The 21,073-nt window shown below is 69.3% G+C and carries 17 protein-coding genes; 9 read left to right on the top strand and 8 right to left on the bottom strand.

Annotated features, from left to right (window positions below):
- Positions 1-3: 3 nt before the first annotated feature.
- Together ACFU6I_RS23340 and ACFU6I_RS23335 are read right to left on the bottom strand one after the other, a co-directional pair.
- Positions 4-447: a gas vesicle structural protein GvpA gene (locus tag ACFU6I_RS23340; RefSeq protein WP_384369956.1), complete on the bottom strand. Its 444-nt coding sequence runs from the start codon at positions 445-447 to the stop codon at positions 4-6.
- Between the two features lie 93 nt (positions 448-540).
- Positions 541-930 (bottom strand): gas vesicle protein, encoded by a 390-nt coding sequence (locus ACFU6I_RS23335; protein ID WP_384369953.1) that lies wholly within the window; start codon positions 928-930, stop codon positions 541-543.
- 398 nt (positions 931-1,328) lie between these two features.
- Here ACFU6I_RS23335 and ACFU6I_RS23330 point away from each other — a divergent pair, with 398 nt between their 5' ends.
- Together ACFU6I_RS23330 and ACFU6I_RS23325 are read left to right on the top strand one after the other, a co-directional pair.
- The gene (locus tag ACFU6I_RS23330; RefSeq protein ID WP_384369950.1) at positions 1,329-1,655 is read left to right on the top strand and encodes a hypothetical protein; all 327 of its coding nucleotides are present in this window, start codon (positions 1,329-1,331) and stop codon (positions 1,653-1,655) included.
- Between the two features lie 192 nt (positions 1,656-1,847).
- A complete protein-coding gene (locus tag ACFU6I_RS23325; RefSeq protein ID WP_384369948.1) occupies positions 1,848-2,420 on the top strand; it encodes a hypothetical protein in 573 nt (190 codons plus the stop codon).
- A gap of 190 nt (positions 2,421-2,610) precedes the next feature.
- Here ACFU6I_RS23325 and ACFU6I_RS23320 read toward each other — a convergent pair whose 3' ends face one another.
- The gene (locus tag ACFU6I_RS23320; RefSeq protein WP_384369945.1) at positions 2,611-3,510 is read right to left on the bottom strand and encodes a YihY/virulence factor BrkB family protein; all 900 of its coding nucleotides are present in this window, start codon (positions 3,508-3,510) and stop codon (positions 2,611-2,613) included.
- A 527-nt stretch (positions 3,511-4,037) separates the two neighbouring features.
- Between ACFU6I_RS23320 and ACFU6I_RS23315 the strand changes: the two genes are divergently transcribed.
- Positions 4,038-4,457 carry a PPOX class F420-dependent oxidoreductase gene (locus ACFU6I_RS23315; RefSeq protein ID WP_384369942.1) on the top strand — a complete coding sequence of 140 codons (420 nt, stop codon included), beginning with the start codon at positions 4,038-4,040 and terminating at the stop codon, positions 4,455-4,457.
- A gap of 520 nt (positions 4,458-4,977) precedes the next feature.
- Here ACFU6I_RS23315 and ACFU6I_RS23310 read toward each other — a convergent pair.
- Positions 4,978-6,423, bottom strand: a complete 1,446-nt coding sequence (locus ACFU6I_RS23310) for a glyceraldehyde-3-phosphate dehydrogenase (protein WP_384369939.1) — start codon at positions 6,421-6,423, stop codon at positions 4,978-4,980.
- 1,228 nt (positions 6,424-7,651) lie between these two features.
- On the opposite strand from ACFU6I_RS23310, the gene nhaA reads away from it, so the two are divergent.
- Entirely contained in the window at positions 7,652-9,541 is a 1,890-nt protein-coding gene (nhaA, locus tag ACFU6I_RS23305) for a Na+/H+ antiporter NhaA (protein WP_384369936.1), read from the top strand.
- Positions 9,542-9,800: 259 nt separating this feature from the next.
- Here nhaA and ACFU6I_RS23300 read toward each other — a convergent pair whose 3' ends face one another.
- Entirely contained in the window at positions 9,801-10,826 is a 1,026-nt protein-coding gene (locus tag ACFU6I_RS23300) for a zinc-binding alcohol dehydrogenase family protein (protein WP_384369933.1), read from the bottom strand.
- 213 nt (positions 10,827-11,039) lie between these two features.
- On the opposite strand from ACFU6I_RS23300, the gene ACFU6I_RS23295 reads away from it, so the two are divergent.
- Positions 11,040-12,113, top strand: coding sequence for a zinc-dependent alcohol dehydrogenase family protein (locus ACFU6I_RS23295; protein ID WP_384369930.1), 1,074 nt, complete (start codon positions 11,040-11,042; stop codon positions 12,111-12,113).
- 19 nt (positions 12,114-12,132) lie between these two features.
- A complete protein-coding gene (locus ACFU6I_RS23290; RefSeq protein ID WP_384369927.1) occupies positions 12,133-12,813 on the top strand; it encodes a helix-turn-helix domain-containing protein in 681 nt (226 codons plus the stop codon).
- Between the two features lie 87 nt (positions 12,814-12,900).
- Here ACFU6I_RS23290 and ACFU6I_RS23285 read toward each other — a convergent pair whose 3' ends face one another.
- Entirely contained in the window at positions 12,901-13,893 is a 993-nt protein-coding gene (locus ACFU6I_RS23285) for an Acg family FMN-binding oxidoreductase (protein WP_384369924.1), read from the bottom strand.
- A 255-nt stretch (positions 13,894-14,148) separates the two neighbouring features.
- On the opposite strand from ACFU6I_RS23285, the gene ACFU6I_RS23280 reads away from it, so the two are divergent.
- Positions 14,149-15,864, top strand: coding sequence for a GAF domain-containing protein (locus tag ACFU6I_RS23280; protein ID WP_384369921.1), 1,716 nt, complete (start codon positions 14,149-14,151; stop codon positions 15,862-15,864).
- Positions 15,865-15,893: 29 nt separating this feature from the next.
- Here ACFU6I_RS23280 and ACFU6I_RS23275 read toward each other — a convergent pair whose 3' ends face one another.
- Both ACFU6I_RS23275 and ACFU6I_RS23270 read right to left on the bottom strand, forming a co-directional pair.
- Positions 15,894-16,601 carry a response regulator transcription factor gene (locus tag ACFU6I_RS23275; RefSeq protein ID WP_345509746.1) on the bottom strand — a complete coding sequence of 236 codons (708 nt, stop codon included), beginning with the start codon at positions 16,599-16,601 and terminating at the stop codon, positions 15,894-15,896.
- Between the two features lie 107 nt (positions 16,602-16,708).
- Positions 16,709-17,167: a cyclic nucleotide-binding domain-containing protein gene (locus ACFU6I_RS23270; protein WP_384369917.1), complete on the bottom strand. Its 459-nt coding sequence runs from the start codon at positions 17,165-17,167 to the stop codon at positions 16,709-16,711.
- A gap of 502 nt (positions 17,168-17,669) precedes the next feature.
- Between ACFU6I_RS23270 and ACFU6I_RS23265 the strand changes: the two genes are divergently transcribed.
- Both ACFU6I_RS23265 and ACFU6I_RS23260 read left to right on the top strand, forming a co-directional pair.
- Positions 17,670-18,428, top strand: a complete 759-nt coding sequence (locus tag ACFU6I_RS23265) for an HAD family hydrolase (protein ID WP_384369914.1) — start codon at positions 17,670-17,672, stop codon at positions 18,426-18,428.
- Positions 18,428-20,893, top strand: coding sequence for a glycoside hydrolase family 65 protein (locus tag ACFU6I_RS23260; RefSeq protein WP_384369911.1), 2,466 nt, complete (start codon positions 18,428-18,430; stop codon positions 20,891-20,893). Before ACFU6I_RS23265 ends, ACFU6I_RS23260 begins: the two co-directional genes overlap by 1 nt.
- Positions 20,894-21,073: the final 180 nt, after the last annotated feature.

Below are 21,073 nucleotides of genomic sequence, written 5' to 3'. Positions count from 1 at the left end.
GGCTCAGTCCTCCCGGTGCCGGGAAGCACGGCGGGCCGTCCGGGGGCGGGGCCGCTCCCGCCTCTCTTCGACTTCCTCGTCCTCGTCCTTGAGGCCCTCTTGCAAGGCGTCGGTGACGGCCTCCATCGCGCCGGTCAAGGCCCCCTTGCTCTTGCCCCTGGCTCCACCTTCGGTCACTTCGCCCACGAGGTCGGTCAGCTTGCTGGGTGCCTTGCGTCCGGACTCCAGGTCGAGGCGGTTGCAGGCCTCGGCGAAGCGCAGGTAGGTGTCCACACTCGCCACGACGATGCGGGCATCGACCTTGAGGATCTCGATGCCGACCAGCGATACGCGGGCGAATACGTCGATGACCAAGCCGCGGTCCAGAATGAGTTCCAGAACGTCGTACAGAGTGCCGGAGCTCGGTCCTTGAGAGATGCTGCCTCTGCCTTGCGGCACCACGGTCATGGTGCCCTCCCTTCGCCATCGGCCGCATCAGCGGCTCGGCGGCCCTCGCTCTCGCCCTGCGACCCGACAGCCGGGACGGCGGTCGTAAAAGGGTCATGCGCGACGGTCGATCTGCCCGCGCGCATAGCGGCGGGTCTGCTCGTACGCCATCAGTTCGCCGTCCTGGTCCAGCGTCACCCGGTAACTCGCCATCACACTGGTGGTGTCGGGGATGCGTTCCAGCTCCATGACCTCCACCTGCGCCTCCCAGCCGCCCTCGGTGGGCTGCACCGCAGAGACGGACTCGGGCGACCTCCCCAGCAGCTCCTCGAGCTGCTCGGCCGCGTACCGCATCGCCTGCGGCGCGGACACGCGGCCAGACCTCGACGAATCACGTTGCACCCGCGGCTTCGTGCTGCGAGCGCTGTCGCTGCGCGAGTCCGTGGCCTTGCTCCGGGACGGCTGCCGGCGTTGACCGCCGGCGCTCTCTTCTCCAACGGCCATGCTGCTGCTTCTTCGGTAGGAAAGACGGCCTCTGAGCACCGGGCTGTTCCGAGTCTCGCTCAGCCGCTCGGGTTAGCAATGCGCACTGACACGACATAGCCGCGCTATTCGCGGTCTGCCTCTGCCGAATTTGCTCGTGACCGCCTTCGCTGCGCACCAGGGCCCCTCCGGTGCGGACATGCCTTTTTGTAAGAAAAGGTTGATGCTCGAACCGTTGGGATTCCATCCAGGCACTCAGCAAAAATGCATGGTTACCGCAGGAAAGTATGTGCCTTTCGCAGGAACGCGGTCAGTGGCCATCGGCGTGCTTTCGGCGGTGTCGATCCGACGGCACGGGATCCGGCCCCCGTCCCCGCTCCCGCACCCGGCGCCCTTCTACCGGTCGGTAGAAGGGCGCGATGGACTCCCTGGGCACCCACCCCCACCGCCCGGAGCTGCTGCGGGAGTCGGGCGTACCGAACGGCCGACATGTGCCCCCGCTCCGTGACCGGATCGGATCTCGGCGCCCCCGGCTGGCCGCACTGGTCGGCGCACTGTCCGGGCTCTACCCGGACTTCCGACGATGGCGGTCGGCTCACGACGTGGCCGCCCGCACCGTGGGTACCAAGACGCTGAACCACCCGTTCGTAGGCACATCTGGTCGGGCGGCCGGAACACGAGGATGCATCGGGCCCGAACTCGGAGTACCACTGCTCCAGCACGCCGGCTTGTCCCCGTCTGTTTGAGCGCAGGTCGAAGCGGTCACCGCGCTCTGACCATTGCTGATGCTCTGCATCTGCCGTCAGAATGGCTGCATGGTCCTCGATGCATCGTCACACGCCGGCGCACAGGACGTGGCGTCAACTTCGGTGGTCACGACTGTGCCCAAGCGGGCCGGAGGGGACCGAGATCGCCTGCTCGAGAGGTTCAATCGAGCGGTGCGCCGTCCCGAGTCCTTCGGGGGACTGGCGGGACTCGCGCTGCTGCTCGATCAGCTCGCGAGAGCCGAACAGCAGCCCGTGGACACGGTGTGGATCCCGGATACGAACGCACGGCTGAGCCCTTCAACAATGCTGCGAGAGTTCTTCGCCGACCCGGACATTCATGTGGCCGCCTCCCAGTACGGCGAGGACGCCCATCGCCGGGGCTGGCTGCGCCTGGATCGAACCCTGACTCCTGCGGAGCACGCTGTGCTCGTCGACGCGGCCGTCACTTGGTCGAGGACCGATCGCACCGTTCACGATGTCGTCGCCGAATTCGGCCCGGCGTCGGTCACTTTCGGCGACCCGGACCCGCGTCGTCCCAAGACCCTCAGCTACGCCGGCAGCGACCGGAACGCGCCCGTCGTGGCCTTCCATCTCGGCCCCGTACGAGTCGGGACGAGCCCAAGTGCCGAACGTCCACCGGTAGTTGGCGCACCTTTGCTCGGAGTCCGGGTCTGCGACGATTTTCTCGGTCGCTGGGAGCTCACACCGTACGGCGAAGCATTCCTGGACGCCGAACCGGATTAGGAGCGCGCACCGGTCCCCGACGGCCGCCTTCCTTCACTGACCGCCCGGGGATGCGGATCCCGAGAGGCGGGGCGAGGGCGTGTTGTGGACGTGGTCCAGGTTGGTTTGCGTGAATGCGAGAGGGCGGACTCACCGGTATGCGGGGCCTGTTGAGTTGCGGGACGCGGGCCGCACCGGTGCGGTGACGGTGTTACGGAACTTCCTGCACCGGTCGTGCCAGCTCGACATTGAACTGGGCCCCGGCCAGCAGAGCGAGATTGGTGAACCAGACCCAGATCAAGAAGACGACGAGTCCGGCGAGCGACCCGTACAGCCGACTGTACGAACCGATGTGGGTGGCGTACAAGGTGAACCCGGCCGATGCCACGAGCCACAGGGACGCGGCGAGCACTCCGCCGGGCAACCCTCGCCGCACCCCCCTGGCCGCCGCCGGGCCGGTACGGAACAGCACCATGATCAGGCAGGCGATGAGGAACAACAGGATGGGCCATTTCAGCACCGTCCACACCGTGTCACTGGCGTGTGCGAGGCCGATCCGGTGTCCCAGCCAGTGGGCCAACGGCCCGGTCAGCACCAGCGCGAACGCGCTGGTCATCAGCAGCAGGAGCAGTCCGACGGCGCTGGTCACGATGATGTGTGCCTTGCGCAGCGCGGGCCGTGTGTCGCGGACACCGTACAGGGCGTGCAGAGCACGGCGGAAGACGGCCAGATAGCTGGAGGCGGACCACACGGCGCTGACGGTTCCCGTCGCGACCAGCAGCCATACGGCGCCGCGCTCCTGGGTCGCGGCCTCCAGGGGTTCGCGCAGAGCGGCGCCGGACTCCGCGGGGGCGAAGGCCGTGATGTCGGCGATCAGCACGTCGGTTGCGCGCGGGTTGGCCAGGCCGATGAGGGAGACGGTGACCAGGAGCGCAGGGAGCAGGGCGAGGATGGCGTAGTACGTCAGGGCGGCGGCCCAGTCGGAGAGGTCGTCGTTCCACAGGGAGACGGGGGTGCGGCGCAGGGCGGCCCGGTAGTGGGCCGCCCGCCCGGAGGGTGCGTCCTGGCGGGGGACGCGTCCTGCGGCGGTGGGTGTGGTCTTGCTGGGCACGCTGGTCTCCGGGGGACGTGGTCAGGCACGGCGCGGCCTGGCGGTGCCGGGGGAGGCGGCGGATCCCCCGGGGTACGGACGGTCCCTTGCTACCACCTTTTCTCGTGCCTCCGATCATGGGCCGTACTCCTGCCGTGTCCAGGACCACCTGCACCACCGGACGAATCCGTCCTGGCTGCCGCTCTCCGGCATCTCCGGTCCGGGAGGAGTCGGGCCCTGGCCGGGAGTCGGCGGTCGGCGAAGGGTGCACAAAGGCCCGGCAGCGGCCCGGCAGCCGGTAGACCAGTACACGGGGCACGAAGCCCGCGTTCTCCTGGCTCAACTCGGCCTCGCCGAGGACGAGTCACGAGCGAGCCCCTGCCGAGCAGCGGCGCGGGCCGCAAGGGACGCGATGCCATCCGTTGACCCGAAGCTGCGGCGCGCGGACCGACCCGACGGGGCGTGAGGCCTTCGGGACGCCGGGATGTGGCACGGTGAACACGCAGCCCGATGGATCACCGAGAATGGATCACCGAGGAGGAGATTCCGTGTCGAATCCACCGCTTCCCGAGAACGCGATCGCCATGCTGAAGAAGCCCAACCAGGCCGTCATCGCGACGCTTCGGTCCGACGGTCAGCCAGTGTCCACAGCCACCTGGTACCTCTGGTGCGACGGCCGGATCCTGGTCAACATGGACGAGGGCCGCAAGCGGCTCGAATACATCCGCAACGACCCCCGGGTCACGCTCACCGTGCTCGACGAGGGGAACTGGTACACCCACCTCAGCATCATCGGACACGTCGCCGACCTGCGTGAGGACAAGGACCTCACCGACATCGACCGCCTGGCCCAGCAGTACCTCGGCACGCCGTACCCTCAGCGGGACCGCGGCCGGGTCAGCGCCTGGATCGAGATCGACCGCTGGCACGGCTGGGGCACGCTCAAGGAGAACAGCCAGCCCGGCTGACCCGCGCGCCGCGGCGGCCGGCACGCACGCTGTCCGCGTTGTCGGGATCACCCACGCACGACCTCAAGGGCGCCCCTGTGCCCCACGACGGCACGCACCGGACGCCGAGCGGGAGCCGAAGTCGCCGACGGGCCAGGCACACTCGCCGGCCTCGGACCACGCAGATCATCCGTCGGGTTCATGACCTCGACCAACGCCTCGTCACCCAGGCGTGATTGTGCCGCCCGTGCCGACATCGGAGGGGAACCGGCCTGCCTCTGCCCGGACCAGCACACCAGCCCGGATCCGCACGTCCCCGACCCGAGGCGCGCGGGGTGCCGGTCCGGGCCAAGGGAGTCTGCCGACAGCCGGCGGGCCGTACGTCGTGACCAGCAGGTCAACCGGGGGGCAACCCGGCGTACGGCACTCCGTTGCCGGTGGCGACCGGCGGTGGGAGAGCAACCGGATGCCGATCGGTATCCGACTGCCGCCCCACCGCCGCCCCGCCTGCCGAGGCACCGGACCGGACGGTCCGCCGAGATCAGGCCGCCGGCGCCGGGAAGGTCGGGTACTCGACTCCGGAGACGTGCTGGACGACGCGGATGACCTGGCAGGAGTAGCCGAACTCGTTGTCGTACCACAGGTAGAGGATCGCGTTGTCGCCCTCGACCTTGGTGGCACCGGCGTCGACGATCGAGGCGTGGCGCGAGCCGATGAAGTCGCTCGAGACCGCATCGGGGGCGCTGATGAAGTCGATCTGGCGCCTGAGCGGCGAGGTCAGCGACACGTTGCGGAGGTAGTCGAGGACTTCCTCGCGGGTGGTCTCGCGCGCGAGCTGCAGGTTGAGGATCGCGATCGAGACATCCGGCACCGGGACGCGGATCGAGCTGCCGGTGATCTTCGCCTGGAGGTCGGGCAGCGCCTTGGCGACTGCGGACGCGGCTCCGGTCTCGGTGATGACCATGTTGAGCGGCGCCGAGCGGCCGCGGCGGTCGGAGCTGTGGTAATTGTCCAGCAGGTTCTGGTCGTTGGTGAACGAGTGGACGGTCTCCACGTGTCCGCGGAGGACGCCGTACTCGTCCTCCATCGCCTTCAGCGGCGGGACGATCGCGTTGGTGGTGCAGGACGCGCAGGACAGGATCTGCTCGTCCGGCTTGATCATGTCCTGATTGACACCATGGACGATGTTGGGGACGTCGCCCTTGCCCGGCGCGGTCAGGACGACCTTCGCGACGCCGGGGCGGAGGTGCTTCGACAGGCCCTCACGGTCGCGCCACTTGCCGGTGTTGTCGACGAGGATGGCGTCCTTGATGCCGTACGCCGTGTAGTCGACCTCCGACGGGTCGTTGGCGTAGATCACCTTGATCTCGTTGCCGTTGGCGAGGATCGTGCTCTTCGCCTCGTCGACGGTGATCGTGCCCTGGAACTGGCCGTGGATGGAGTCCCGGCGCAGCAGTGAGGCGCGCTTGACGATGTCCTGGTCGCCGCCTTGGCGGACGACGATGGCGCGCAGCCGCAGGCCGTTGCCGGAGCCGGCCTTCTCGATGAGCAGGCGGGCGACGAGGCGGCCGATGCGGCCGAAGCCGTAGAGGACGACGTCGCGCGGCTCGCAGCGCTCGATCTTGTTGGCTCCCGTGGCCCCGGCGACGGCCCCGGCGGTGAATTCCTCCACCGAGAGGCCGCGGTCGTCGGCCTTGTACGTCGCGGCAAGCATGCCGATGTCGATCTGGGAAGGGCCGAGATCGAGCGTGGTGAGAGCCTGCAGGAACGGAAGCGTCTCGGTGACCGAGAGTTCCTCACCGGCGATCTGCCGGGCGAATCGGTGGGTCTTGAGGATGCTGACCACCGACTTGTTCACCAAGGAGCGGCTGTGAAGCAGGACCGTGACGTCCCGCTCCCGATGCAGCTTCCCGATGATCGGGATCATCGACTCCGTGATCTCCTCGCGGTTCTTCCAGTTGGTGAACGAGTCCTCGTTGACAGTCACAGATTTATCTTTCGAGCTAGGCGGTGCTCATATGCTAACCGCCCGCCAGTTCGATCATTCACCCGGTGCCACCTGAGTCGGATGCCGTGAGCGGACTCGATGGCCACGTCAGGGGAGGGAATGGGCCGCTGTGCGAAGTAAGGGCGGTCGATTTGCCAGGGTGTGCCCTGAGTCGGCCCCGGCGTGATCCTTGGCGGCCGTGATGCCGACGTCATCGGCATCGACCGTTCTGGGAGCTCTGCAGAGCCGGGGCGCCCACGCGGTGGCCGGTACATCCGAGGAGCATCGCCCGCACGTACAGCACCGCGCGATCCTGCCGGCGTACCGAGAGAGTCGGCGGGGGAGCGGCCCGCCCGGTCGACGTGCGAAGGGCTCCCGGGCGGGCTACATCGTCCACGCTGCCCTGAACGCGTCCGCCCGCGGTGCCGACGGGCCGGTGCGTGAGCCGAACGAGGACGCAGAATGCAGCCGTCGGGCGCTGAGCGCCTGCCTGTGGGTGGCGATGGCCGCGAGCAGAACACCCAGGTGCTCATGGAGATCAGTGACCGCGCGGACGCACGGTCGGCGAGACGCGTCGAGGCGGGTCGTCCGGCCGGGGCCCGGCAAACATCCCCGAACTGCAGCAACCGTCGACAGGGGAGGTCCTCCGGGCCGAGTCCGCTACGGAAGGCTTCGGTCGGACATGGCGCGGGCCGGGGCCGCGGACTTCTCGTGGAAGCCGCGGACGTCCACGCCGGCCACGGCCATCTCGCCCCTGCCGCCACTGAGCTGCGCCCTCGCGTCGCGGCGGCAATGATCGGGTTCTCCGGCGCGCCCATGGTCTCATGGGACACAAGGTTCGATGGGGGGTCGTCGACGGTAAGGGCTCCGAGGGGATCTTCACTGGTGAAGGTGACAGCAGACGTCGTACGGGCCTCCACCAGCCGCGGCGGCGGGGACCGTCTCCCCCGACAAGCCGTGAGCGGAGCGGCCCCAGCCGGTGTGCCGACGGGCCGGCCCGGGGCGGAGGACTCCGGGGAGTGCCTTGCGGGCGGCCTTCCAGGGAAGGCCGTCACCGGCTCAGTCACGGTGCCCGCCCGCTCCCCTCACCATGGCGCTCAACGCCGCGCTCGATCACGCCCTCGGCCCGTCCCGGGAGGCCCCCGGATGCACGAGGCGGTTGAGCGCCGTGCGGCCGTTGGTGGGCCATTGCACCGACGGCAAGGACGCGGCACACGGTGATGGCCACGTGACACATGATTCCTCCTCCCCTTCTCCCTTCCGGGAGCAGAGCACACGTGCCCCGGAGACCCGGACCCCGCTGCGTGCGTTCCTCAGGACCGAGTCCGGAAGCGCGGCGGTGCTCCTGGCTGCCACCGTGGCGGCACTGGTGTGGGCGAACGCGGCTCCCGGGGCGTACGCATCCTTCTGGGAGGTGCACCTGTCGGTGACCGTGGGATCGGCGGGGGTGTCGCTGGACCTGCGCGAGTGGGTGAACAGCGGCCTGATGACGTTCTTCTTCTTCGTCATCGGGCTGGAGGCGCGCCGGGAGTTCGACATGGGGGAACTCCGGGAGCGGCAGCGGGTCATGTTGCCGCTGGCCGCGGGGCTCGCCGGCATGCTCGTCCCCGTGGGGATCTACCTCGCGTTCAACTCGGGCGATGCATCGGCCCACGGCTGGGGGGCGGCCATGTCCACGGACACCGCGTTCGCCCTGGGCATGCTGGCGATTCTGGGACGACGGTTCCCCGACGCGCTCCGCACGTTCATCCTCACGGTGACCGTCGTCGACGACCTGCTGGCTCTGGTGGTCATCGCCCTCGTCTACAGCGACCACATCACCGTGCCCGCCCTGCTTTCCGCCGTGACCCTGTTCGGCCTGATCCTGCTGGTCAGGGCGGTGGGCGTGCGCCACGGACCGACGTACCTGCTGCTGGGGGCCGCGACCTGGGTCGCGCTGCTCGAGTCCGGTGTCGATCCGGTGGTCGTGGGTCTGGCCATGGGACTGCTGACCTATGCCTATCCGGCGGCGCGCAGCGACCTGGAACGCGCGAGCGATCTGTTCATCTCGTTCCGCGAGCAGCCGACACCTGAGCTGGAGCGCTCGGCACGCCAGGGACTGGCGTCGGCGCTGTCACTCAACGAGCGGCTGCAACGGATGTACCACCCGTGGACGAGTTATGTGATCGTGCCGCTGTTCGCCCTCGCCAATGCCGGCATCACCATCGACGCGGGACTGCTGTCGCGGGCGGCGACGTCCCCGGTCACTCTGGGCATCCTGTTCGGCTATCTCGTCGGCAAGCCGGTGGGCATCACCGGTGCCTCCTGGCTGCTAGCCCGGCTGAGCCGCAATCGGCTGAGACCTCCGGTCGGTTGGGGCGCCCTTGTCGCGGGCGGCACGATCGCCGGGGTCGGGTTCACCGTTGCCCTGCTGATCTCCACGCTGGCCTTCGACGGAGACCTGCTCGAAGAGGCGAAGGTGGGCATCCTGGGCGCGGTGGTCTGTTCCTTCCTCGCAACCTGCGCCGTGGCGACGGCGATCAGGCTCCTGCCGCCGCGGCGGCGTGCGCGAGTACTGCTCGGCACAGCCGAGAGGGTGATCGATCTCGTGATCCCGGTCGACCCCGATCGTGACCACGTCCGGGGCCCGATGACCGCTCCGGTGACACTGGTCGAGTACGCCGATTTCGAATGCCCCTACTGCGGCCAGGCCGAACCCGTGATCCGTGACCTGCTCGCCGACTTCGGCGATCTGCGCTACGTGTGGCGGCACCTGCCGCTCACCGATGTCCATCCCGGCGCGCAACTCGCCGCCGAGGCGGCCGAGGCAGCGGCGGATCAAGGGGCCTTCTGGCAGATGCACGACCTTCTCATGGAGCACCAAGGCGCGCTCCGGGCGCCCGACCTGATGCGTTACGCGGACGAACTGGGCTTGGACGCCGAGCGCTTCCATCGCAGTCTGCGCACTCACGCGGGGGCCGGCCGGATCGCCGAGGACAGGGAATCGGCCGATCTGAGCGGGGTGACGGGAACCCCCACCTTCTTCATCAACGGCCTGCTGCACCGCGGCGCCTACGACATCGACGCGCTGTCCGCCGCGGTGCGAACAGCCCGGGCCCGAGCAGGACTGACGCGGTGATCCGCCGGATGCAGTCGGTGACAGGGCCGGCCGAGGCCTCCGGAGACGTGGATCTGCGGGTGATCGGGGCCCGACGACGCCCCCACGGTGCCGGTTCTCCCATCGGTGCGGGTCACGCATGGAGTCCCGCACCATGCGCATGGCCGCGTTGCCGTCATTCATCAGGGTGGACGATGCCGCACGCCGCGTGCCCGGACGGCCCGTCCGGTCGGGTACCGCCGGCCCGGGAGTGACCAAAGCGCTGCGGACCGGCTTCCTGTCAGTCGGGGGTGAGCACCGCTGCGCCGTTCACGCGGTCCGCGGCCAGGTCGGCCAGTGCTTGATCAGCCCGGTTCAGGGGATAGCGGCTGACGGTGACCTGGATACCGATGCGTTCGGCGAGTTCGAGAAAGTCGCGGCCGTCCTCGCGGGTGTTGGAGGTGACGCTGCGCAGATTCCGCTCCTGGAAGAGATGCCGCTGGTAGTTCAGCACGGGAATGTCGGAGAGATGGATCCCGGCGATCGCGAGGGTGCCCGACCGGTCGAGCCCCTCCAGGGCCACCGGCACCAGATCACCCACAGGAGCGAACAGGATCGCCGAGTCGAGGGGCTCCGGTGGGCTGTCGTAGGCGCCGCCGACCGAGGAAACACCCAGGGACAGAGCGAGTTCACGCGCCTGCGCGGAACGCGTCATCACATGGACGGTCGCGCCGTCGGCCAGAGCCACCTGAGCGGCCAGATGGGCCGACGCGCCGAAACCGTAGATTCCGAGCCTGCCACCCTTCGGCAACGCACTGCGGCGCAGCGACCGGTAGCCGATGATTCCCGCGCACAGAAGAGGGGCGAGCAGAGCCGCGTCCTGGGAATCGGGAAGCCGGTAGGCGAACGCCTCGGGAACAAGGACCAGGTCGGCGAAGCCGCCGTCCGCATCCCACCCCGTGTACGTGGACCGGGGGCACAGGTTCTCCCGTCCGGAGCGGCAGTAGCGACAGGACCCGCAGGTACGGCGCAACCACGCACCGCCGACCCGGTCGCCCACACGGAACACATCGGTCGCCTCGCCGGCCGCTGCCACGCGGCCGACGATCTCGTGCCCGGGAATCGTCGACGGACGGTGGGGGGTGAGGTCCCCCTCGGCGAGATGCAGGTCCGTGCGGCAGACACCGCAGGCCTCCACCCGCAGCAGGAGTTCATCCGGGGCGGGCGCGCTCACTTGGCGGTGCCTCCGTACCAGCGGACCGGTACCGATCGGTCCTGGTGTCCCGACGGCCCAGCCGCTGAGCATCTGTGAGTGGGGAAACCCCATACGTCCAGCCTGCGGCCACGGGGTGGGTCCGGCAAACCGGCCGGTCTCCGCATGTGCTTCGGGAACCGCAGATCGGGGCGGCTGCTGCGTCGGCGGGAGGGGATGGCCCGCCAGGTCCTCGTCCGGGGACCATCCGGCCCATGCGCGCCGAGCTCCTGCCGAGTCAGCCTGACAGTGCCCCGTACCGGACCTGAGAGGAAGAAGGGCGATGTCATGAAGGCACTCGTCTTCCAGGGCCCCAGCCGGACCTCGTGGCGGGATGTACCGGATCCTGGCATCAAGGACGCCGCGGACGCGATCGTCCGCGTCGACACGGCAACCATCTGCGGCACCGATCTGCACATCGTCAAGGGAGATGTGCCCGAGGTGGTTCCGGGCCGGGTGCTCGGGCACGAAGCGGTGGGCACCGTGGTCGAGATCGGCGGCGATGTCAGCACGGTGAGCCCCGGTGACCGCGTGCTGATCTCGTGCATCTCCGCCTGCGGGCGGTGCCGGTTCTGCCGCGGCGCGCAGTACGGCCAGTGCCGTGGGGGCGGTGGCTGGGTGCTGGGCCACACGATCGATGGCACCCAGGCCGAATACGTGCGGGTGCCGTTCGCCGACCTGTCCGTACATCCGCTGCCGGGCGCCGTCGACAGCGACGACGCGGTCCTGTTGGCAGACATCTTCCCGACCTCGTACGAGGTCGGGGTGCTGAACGGCAACGTGCGGCCCGGCGACACGGTCGTGGTGGTCGGTGCGGGGCCGATCGGTCTGGCCGCCGTCATCACCGCGCGTCTGTACAGCCCCGAACGCATCATCGCGGTGGACCTGGCGGAGTCCCGGCTGACCACCGCGCGCGCACTGGGTGCGGACGCGACCGTGAGCGCGAGCGAGGAACCCGAGCGCCTCGTCGAGGACCTCACCGATGGACTCGGTGCCGATGTCGCCATGGAGGCCGTCGGCATACCGGAGACATTCGAGATGTGCACCCGAATGGTCCGCCCCGGTGGCCGGGTCGCGAACATCGGGGTCCATGGCAAGCCTGCGGTCCTGCACCTCGAGGACCTCTGGATCAAGGACGTCACGATCACCACCGGGCTGGTGGACACCCACTCGACGCCGATGCTGCTGGGCATGATGGCCGCAGGGCGCCTTCCGTCGGCTTCGCTGGTCACCCACCGTTTCGAGCTGGGCCAGATGGAGGAGGCGTACGACATCTTCTCCCGCGCCGCCGAAACCGGAGCCCTCAAGGTGACGCTGGGCGGCCCGCAGCACAACGCCGTCTCCGTCACCGACCTGCCGTGACCCGAAGGACGTGAGGACCATGAGCGAGGGGACGCCTGCATCCGCTTCCGCCGAGTCTCCGACCGGCCGCAGCGACCTCGGTCGGCGGGTGGCGGCGCGCCGTCAGGAACTCGGTCTCACCCGTGAGGAGGTGGCCGAACGCAGCGGCGCCGCTCCCTCGTACATCGCCTATGTCGAGGATCGGGCCGCCGTACCGGCCGTCGGCATTCTGGTGCGCCTCGCGGATGCGTTGGAGACGACCGTGGCCGAGCTGACCGGTACGACGGTGGAACGTCCGCCGGGCAGGGCAGCGGCACTCCCGGGCGCCGAACTCATCGCGCTCAGTGACACCGAGTGCCTTCGACTGCTGTCGACGCACGGTGTGGGCAGGATCGCGATCGTCACGGCGGACGGGCCGGCCATCTTCCCGGTCAACTACGTGCTGGAGGGCAACGAGATCGCGTTCAGGACCACCGGCGATGGACTTCTGGCCGCGTCCGCGGGAACCGAGGTGGCCTTCGAGGCCGATCACATCGACGACGTGATGAGCCAGGGCTGGAGTGTGCTGGTGGTGGGCGACGTATCAGGTGTCACGGCTGCCCAGGCGATCCAGCGACTGGACCATGTTGCCCGCTCCCTTCCCTGGGCGGGCGGCCCCCGCACCCACTGGATGGTGGTCACCCCCACGCGTATCACCGGGCGTCGCGTGGTGCAGAAGTGAGAAGTTCGTCCCCGACCGTGAGCCGAGTCTCCCCGGGCCTCGGCGACGACGGTGCTCTGCGCACCCGGCGGCGGGTCCGGGAGGGTTCTACGGTTCGATCGTCAGAACCTCTTCCAAGGGGCGGCGCGGTGTGCGGGGCCCCGTCGGCCCGTAACCCATGCGGATGATCATCTGTGGGTGTCCCGTGCCGAAGACGGGGTCACGGAGGATCCACCGCAGGTCCGGCCATTCGAGGGGCTGCGTCGCGAACGAGGTGGACACCTCGTTCAGCGTGGCCGTGAGCAGAACACGTTCCAGGGCCTGACCGGCGCGCAACCAGTCCACGGGGCGGTCTCCCGCGGTGCTCAGAACGGCCAGTTGCGGCTGCTTCTCGAACAGGACGCGTGCGCGCCCCGCCAGGACAGCGGTGCCCGCGAAGTCGCGGACCGTCGCCCTTCCGGACGCGTCGGAGGGGCCGAAGGCGTAGTCCGGGATCCCGTCGACGGACGCCTCCGCCTTCGTGTCCCGGGTCCAGGAGCGCTGCTCCGCCTCCCGTCCGGGGTCCCTCCGGTCGTATCCCTCGGCATCCCGGATCAGTCCCAGCACGGTCTCCAGGTGCGTCGGGGTCAGGAACGAGAAGTCTGCCCCTTCGGCACGGGCCGCTTGGGTGAGGAGCACGCGGACGTCCTCGGGTACCGCCCGGTCGTCGAACGGGTACCGGCTGGTGTGCCGGTCCCGCATCGCGCGGTGGAGACCGACGAGCGGAGCCTCCTCGGGATTCCGAGGGGCGTCCTTCAGCTGGACGCTCGCCAGCAGCGCCGGGTCCGAGGGGACGGGCAGCAGCGTGGTTTCCAGGGCGAGGTCCCGATGAGCTGCGGACACCCGCAGGTTCAGGAGGGCCGCGCCGCATCCCACATGCAGTCCGCGGGTGGCGGGGTCGGCCTCCGGCATGGCACGGCCGAAATCCGCCCGAAGAGTGAGAGTGCGACGGGAACGTCCGTAATGGAACTGCCAGGGCTGGGCATTGTGCATGGACGGAGCTGTGATGGCATCGGAGACGAGGCCGGCCACCGTCGTGTCGTCGGGCGTCTGCGCGAGCATCGGGGGCCTCCCGGAGGCGGATATCGGTCGGAGCGTCTTCAGGATGGAGTGGGCTTCCTCCCCGGGGTATGGGCCATTCGTCCCTCGGTCGGGCCGGACGGACTCCTCGGCGGGGCCGTCCAGGACGCGTCGGCCGGAAGGATTCCGTACCAGGACGTGTTCCCCCGGGTGCGCTCCACCGGATGCCGCGTGGTGTTCGGCCGTTACCGTGGACATATGGCCCGCCCGTGACGCGCGGGCCACGGCGGAGGCACCGTGGGCGACAAGGGCACTGACCGCAACGGCGAGGAACGCCGTCGGCTGGGCACACTCCCCGAGGACCTCCAGGAACGCCTCGACCTCTCGAAGCGCGGCCCCGCCGAGGCGGCGCTGCTGCTGGACGCCGTCATGTCGGTGGGACGGGGGCTCGATCTGCCGCAGGTGCTGCGCCGGATCGTCGAAGCCGCGGTCGTCGTGGTCGATGCCGAGTACGGAGCCCTCGGGGTGCTCGGTGAGGGAACCCGCCTTGCACAGTTCCTGCCCGTGGGCATCACGGACGAACAGCGCGAAGCCATCGGCTCGCTGCCCGAGGGGCACGGCATCCTCGGCGAGCTGATCCGCCACCCCGTGCCCCTGAGGCTCACTGAACTCGCCGACCACCGGTCGTCCCACGGGTTCCCGCCGAACCATCCCCCCATGCACTCGTTTCTGGGGGTGCCCATCCGGGTCCGCGACGAGGTGTTCGGCAACCTGTACCTGACCGAGAAACGGGGTGGCCGCGCCTTCGACGCCGAGGACGAGACGGTGCTCTCCACCCTCGCCGTGGCAGCCGGGGTCGCCATCGAGAACGCACGCCTGTACTCGCAGACGCGTGACCGGCAGCGTTGGCAGGAGGCCAACAGCGAGATCGTCGAGGGGCTGCTGAGCGGGGTGGACGAGGCGTACGTCCTGCAGATGATCGTCGACCATGCCTCGCGTATCCTCTCCGCCGACCTGGGTGTTCTGGCGCTCCCCGAGGGGGAGGGTGCTCTGCGGGTGGCCATAGCCTCCGGCGTGGACGCCGACACGCACCGTGGACTGGTCCTGCCACGCGAAGGGTCGTTCGTCGGCTCAGCTCTCCACGCCGGCGAGCCGATCATCAGCCTCGATGTCGAGTGCGATCCGAGGATCACCGCCGGGCCCCCGCGATGGGCAGGGCTCGGTCCGGCCGTCGCGGTGCCGATGAAGACGGGGGGACGGATCCTGGGGGTGCTGCTGCTGGCCCGTGTACGGGAGCGTCCCGCATTCACCGAGTGGGAGACCGCGCCCCTGCTGACGTTCGCCGGGCAGGCGGCACTGGCGATGGAGCTCACGGAACGGCGCGAGTCCGTCGAGCAGATCGCCCTTCTGGAGGACCGGGACCGGATTGCCCGGGACCTGCACGACCTCGCCATTCAGCGGCTGTTCGCCACCGGTATGACCCTCCAGAGTGTGGTGCGGTTCGTGGACCATCCCCGGGCCAGTGAACGACTGCTGCGTGCCGTGGACGATCTCGACGAGACCATCAAGATCATCCGCTCCACCATCTTCGGCCTCCGCGCACGCGAATCGGGCCGTGCCGAACAAGGTCTGCGCGTCCGCACGCTCACCGCGGTGGAGCAGGCCGCACGTGCCCTGGGCTTCCAGCCGTCCCTCCGCATGGGAGGGCTCATCGACACAGATGTGCCGGCCGAGACCGCGGACCAGGTGATCGCGGTCCTCGGTGAAGCGCTCAGCAATGTCGCACGCCATGCCCGGGCGACCTCGGCGGACGTGTCGATGGTGGTCGGTGAGGGAGCGCTGACGTTGGTCGTGTCCGACAACGGAGTGGGCATGCCGGAACACGACGGCGCGCACAGTGGGCTGGACAACCTTGCGCAGCGCGCCAAGAACCTCGGCGGTGACATGACGGTCGAGCCATCGGCGGAGGGCGGCACCCGGGTGAGGTGGCGCGTGCCCCTGCGACTGACCTGATCCGTGGACCGCGCGCCACAGCTTCGGCGTCAGTACTCGCGACCGCTCGCCGACGGTGGTGAGGAGGGTGCCGGTCTGTGCGCGGCGATCACGGCCGCCTGAATACGGCGCTCCACGCCGAGCTTCGCCAGGAGGCGGGAAATGTGGTTCTTGACCGTTTTCTCGGACAGATAGAGGCGTTTGCCGATCTGGCTGTTGGTCAGTCCCTCACCGATGAGAGCAAGTACGTCCTTCTCCCGTGGAGACAGTGCGGAGAGCGCATCCTCGGCCTCGGCGCCGGAACCCTCTCCGCGCAGGCTGTTCATCAACCGCGCGGTGGTCGCCGGATCGAGGGTGGAGCGCCCGGAAGCCAGCGTGCGGACGGCTGTGACGAGGTCGGACCCCTTGATCTCCTTGAGCACGTAGCCTGCTGCGCCCGCCATGATGGCGTCGAGCAGCGCTTCGTCGTCGTCGAACGAGGTGAGCATCAGGCAGGCCAGTTCCGGCATCCGCGAACGCAGTTCGCGACAGACGCTGATCCCGTCGCCGTCGGGGAGCCGCACATCGAGGATCGCGACATCCGGGCGCAGCGCCGGGCCACGGGCCAGCGCATGATCGGCCGTACCGGCATCGCCGACGACTTCGATGTCGGGTTCCGCGTCGAGAAGATCCTGCACCCCGCGCCTGACCACCTCGTGGTCGTCGAGCAGGAACACCCGGATCGGATTCTGCGCGGAGAACGCGGCCTCGCCGCTCATGGCGCCCACCTCGCTTCTGCAGGGCTCTCCACCGGCCCCATGTTCATCGTGGCCCGCACACCCGACGGTGCACCAGAGCCGATCGGCCCCTGCACCACCCGGGCCGTTCAGTCCTCGGCGATGTCGGCCTGGGGACCGTACAGCTGGAGCAACCGCTTCCGCGTTCCGTACAACCGCTCCGCCACTGTCTCGGCCACATACTTGTACACCGCCCGGCCCAGCACCGGATCGGCCGCGCACAGCGCGCGGACGGTCGCGGCGTCGAACTCCAGGGCCTGACCCGCGTGGACCACGTGCGCACCCATGTGCCACACATGCGGGGAGCAGAGCCAGGACCAGCCCAGCAGGTCGTCCTGGCCCAGGGTCTCGACGACCGCCGGGCGGCGGCCGGGCACATGGAGGTCGACCTCGACCCGGCCGGAGCGGATGATCCAGAAGCGGTCGGCCCGCCTGCCCTCCTCGAAGATGCGTGAGTCGAGGACCAGCGGCACCTCGTGTGCCGCCGTGTCGAGAAGCCGCTGCCGGCTCTCGGGCGGGAGCGCGTCGAGCAGACTGTGCGTCGACATGGGGTCCTCCGTCCCTGGCGGGCAATGGCGGCTCCGCGTGTGTCAGCCCGGCCGCGTGCCCCACCGTCCGGTGTGAACGATAGGCGGGGCTCCGGGGGGAGGCCCGGTCATCGGGCACCCCCGGGGTCTGCCGCACCCGAACCCGCTGAACGGCATCAGCCCGTTGACCGGCATTCCAGATGATTCTCACGGTGATCCGCTCACCGACCCGCCCGCTTGGGCCGTACGGGGGGCGGTCCGGGACCGATCGGCCCATGGGCTCTGATCTCCCGCCGCAGGATTGTGGAGGGCGCGCCTGGGCACATACCCGGTGAGCGCCAGGAGGTGGTGGCAGTGAGCCGCATCAGAATCGTCCGTCGCCCGCCGCCGCCCTCGGGGCCTCCGCCCCTCGACCTGCGAACTCCGGCCGGGCGGCCTCTGCCCTACTGAGGTCCACGACGCGCCCGTGTCCCGGAATCGTGATGCCATGAAACGAAGCCCTGGCGAAGGGACCGCCCCGTTCATGGCAGCCGCACCGTCTCCTGCCCCGTGCCTGCACTCCGTGCGGGCCGTGGTCTTCGACACCGACGGAGTGATCACCGACTCCGCGCGGAGCCACGCCGCGGCCTGGAAGAAGGCATTCGACGCCTGTCTGTCGGAGTGGGAAGGACAGCGGCCCTTCGATCAGGTCGACGACTATCTCCGCCACGTCGACGGCCGTTCACGGCGGGACGGCGCGGCGGCCTTCCTCGCGTCGCGAGGGCTGGACCTTCCCGACGGCAGCCCCGACGACCCGCCCGGCACGGCGACGGTATGGGCGGTGGCCGCACGCAAGGACGAGCTGTTCACGGAAACGCTGCGCACCCACCGGGTCGATGTCTGGCCCGGCACGGTTCGTCTCCTCCACGCACTGCGCGGTGAGCGGATGCCCTGTGCTGCCGTGTCCGCATCCCGCCACGCGACGGAAATCCTGTCGCGGGCCGGCCTCATCGGGCAGTTCGGTGCCGTGGTCGACGGAAATGAGGCACGGCGACCGGGGCTCGCGGGGAAGCCGGATCCCGCGCTCTTCGTCGAGGCGGCGCGGCGCCTCGGGGTTCCCGTCTCGGACACCGCTGTGGTGGAGGACTCCCTGGCCGGTGTCGAGGCCGGCCGCCGCGGCGGATTCGGACTTGTGGTCGGCGTGGACCGGACAGGCGGTCCCGGCAAGGCCGCGGACCTGCGACGCCGTGGCGCCGACATCGTGGTGTCCGATCCCGGTGAACTACTGATCGGCAACGACTGATGGCGGGGGCCTGGGAGTGGTTGTACGAGGGGTACGAGCCGGAGGCGGAGCGGCTGCGCGAGGCGCTGTGCACACTCGGCAACGGGTACTTCGCCACCCGTGGAGCCGCATCCGAGACCGTCACCGGCAGGTTCCACTACCCGGGCACCTACGTCGCGGGTTGCTACGACCGGTTGACCTCGTCGGTCCGGGGCCGACAGGTGGAGAACGCCGACCTGGTCAACCTGCCGAACTGGCTGCCGCTGCGCTACCGCATCCGCCCGGTCGGCACAGGCCCCGGACCGTGGCTGTCACCGGACCACGAACACCTCGCGGAACACCGGCAGACGCTCGATCTGCGCCGCGGCACGCTGACCCGCCGGTCCGTCTACCAGGACGAGGCAGGTCGGCGCCTGTCTGTCGAGCAGTGCCGTCTGGTACACATGGGCAACCCGCATCTCGCCGCCCTGCACACGGCTTTCACCGCGGCCGGGTGGGTGGGGGCGGTCGAGGTGGAGGCGGCGATCGACGGCGACATCCGGAACGCCGGTGTCGCGCGGTACCGGGATCTGTCGGACTGTCATCTGACCGGCTGGTCGACCGGAACGGAACAGGACGACGTGGTGTGGCTCGGATGTCGCACCGCGGAGTCGGACATCGGCTTCGCGCTGGCCTCCCGCATCGTGGCCACGTCGGGCGGTCCTGCGCGGCAGCAGCCCGATGAGTCCGGGCGGCGTCCCCGTCCTCGGCAGACCCCACGGAAGGTCTTCCAGACACTGGTGCTGCCGCTGGATCCGGAATGCGACGCCGTCGTGGACAAGACGGTGGCGCTCTACACATCGCGTGACCCGGCGATCGGCAGCCCGCTGCGGGCTGCCGTGGCCGGGGTGCGAACGGCCCCGGAGTTCACAGAGCTGCTGGCCTCGCACCATCGGGCGTGGGCCGGCCTGTGGCAGCGGACCCGGATCGAGGTTCCGGGCGAAGCGGGCAGGATTCTGCGACTTCACCTCTTCCACGTGCTGCAGACGCTGTCCCCGCACACGGCAGAGCTCGATGTGGGCGTACCGGCGAGAGGACTGCACGGAGAGGCATACCGGGGTCATGTCTTCTGGGACGAACTCTTCGTGCTGAGGTTCCTGAGTCTGCATTTCCCTGAGGTTTCCCGGGGACTTCTGGACTACCGCCACCGGAGGCTGACCGCGGCCTGCCGCGCGGCACAACAGGTGGGACGGGCCGGGGCGATGTACCCGTGGCAGAGTGCCGACGACGGCCGGGAGGAGACCCAGGAGATCCATCTCAATCCCCGCTCGGGGCGCTGGCTGCCCGACCATTCACGTCTGCAGCACCACGTCGGTTCGGCTGTCGCCTACAACGTGTGGCAGTACTGCCAGGCCACCGCGGACACGGATTACCTGCATTCCAAGGGCGCGGAAATGCTGCTGCAGATCGCCCGGTTCTGGGCGGACAGCGCCGCATGGGACGCGTCGTCGGCCCGGTACCGTATCCGCGGTGTGGTCGGCCCCGACGAGTACCACGACGCCTATCCGGGGGCCGGGACTGCGGGCATAGACGACAACACGTACACGAACGTGACGGCGGCCTGGGTGCTGGCACGGGCCACGGAGCTGTACCACGACCTGCCCGAACACCGGAGGAAGCTCCTGCTGGAGCGCATCCGCCTCGACCCCGCGGAGCTGGAGCGTTGGGAGGACGTCTCCCGTCGGCTGCATGTGCCGTTTCACCGTGGAGTCATCAGCCAGTTCGCCGGATACGGAGAACTGGACGAACTCGACTGGGCCGCTTACCGGAAGCGCTACGGCGACATCCGGCGGCTCGACCGCATCCTCGAGGCGGAGGGCGACACGGTCAACCGTTACCAGGCATCCAAGCAGGCCGATGTGCTGATGCTCGGGTACCTGTTCTCACCGGGAGAACTCGGTGGCCTGTTCCAGCGTCTCGGACATGCGCTGGACGACGACACCTGGCGCACCACCGTCGACTACTACCTCGCGCGTACGAGCCACGGTTCCACCCTCAGCTCCCTGGTTCATGCCTGGGTGCTGGCACGGGCGCACCGCGAGGAGGCGTGGGCGTACTGCGAAGAGGCACTGACCGGTGACGTGACCGACATCCAGGGCGGCACCACGGCGGAAGGCATCCATCTGGGGGCGATGGCCGGCACCCTCGATTTCGTGCAGCGCGGAATGACCGGGCTGGAGACGCGTGACGACGCACTCCGGCTCTCCCCGGCCCCGCTTCCCCAGCTCTCGCAATTCGGGGTACGCATCGGATTCCGCGGGCACGAGGTGGACCTGGGTATACGGGCGCAGCGGCTCCGGATCGCGATATCGGACTCGCACCACCCAGCCGTCCGGCTGGTCCTGGGCGGCCACACCCACATGATCGTCCCGGGCACGGTGCGATGGCTCGATCTGCCGTCGGGCCGACGCCCCGCCCGCCGTCACAGGAAGGGCCGTCAGGACTGAGCCCCCCCACCATCGGCGGCCCCTCCGGGCCGGTGCCGGTTGGTGACATCACGGACGGCGATCACGCCGCGTGTCATGACATCGCCGACGATGTGCGAGTTGCGTGGCATGACGTCTCCTGGGCCCCGGACCGCTGGTTCGACGGTTCACGGGCTCATTCGACCAAAGGTTCGAACAAGG

Origin of the sequence: Streptomyces sp. NPDC057486 (assembly GCF_042802415.1) — a bacterium.
GTDB lineage: Bacteria > Actinomycetota > Actinomycetes > Streptomycetales > Streptomycetaceae > Streptomyces > Streptomyces yanii.
This window is presented reverse-complemented; position numbering and strand designations above follow the sequence as displayed.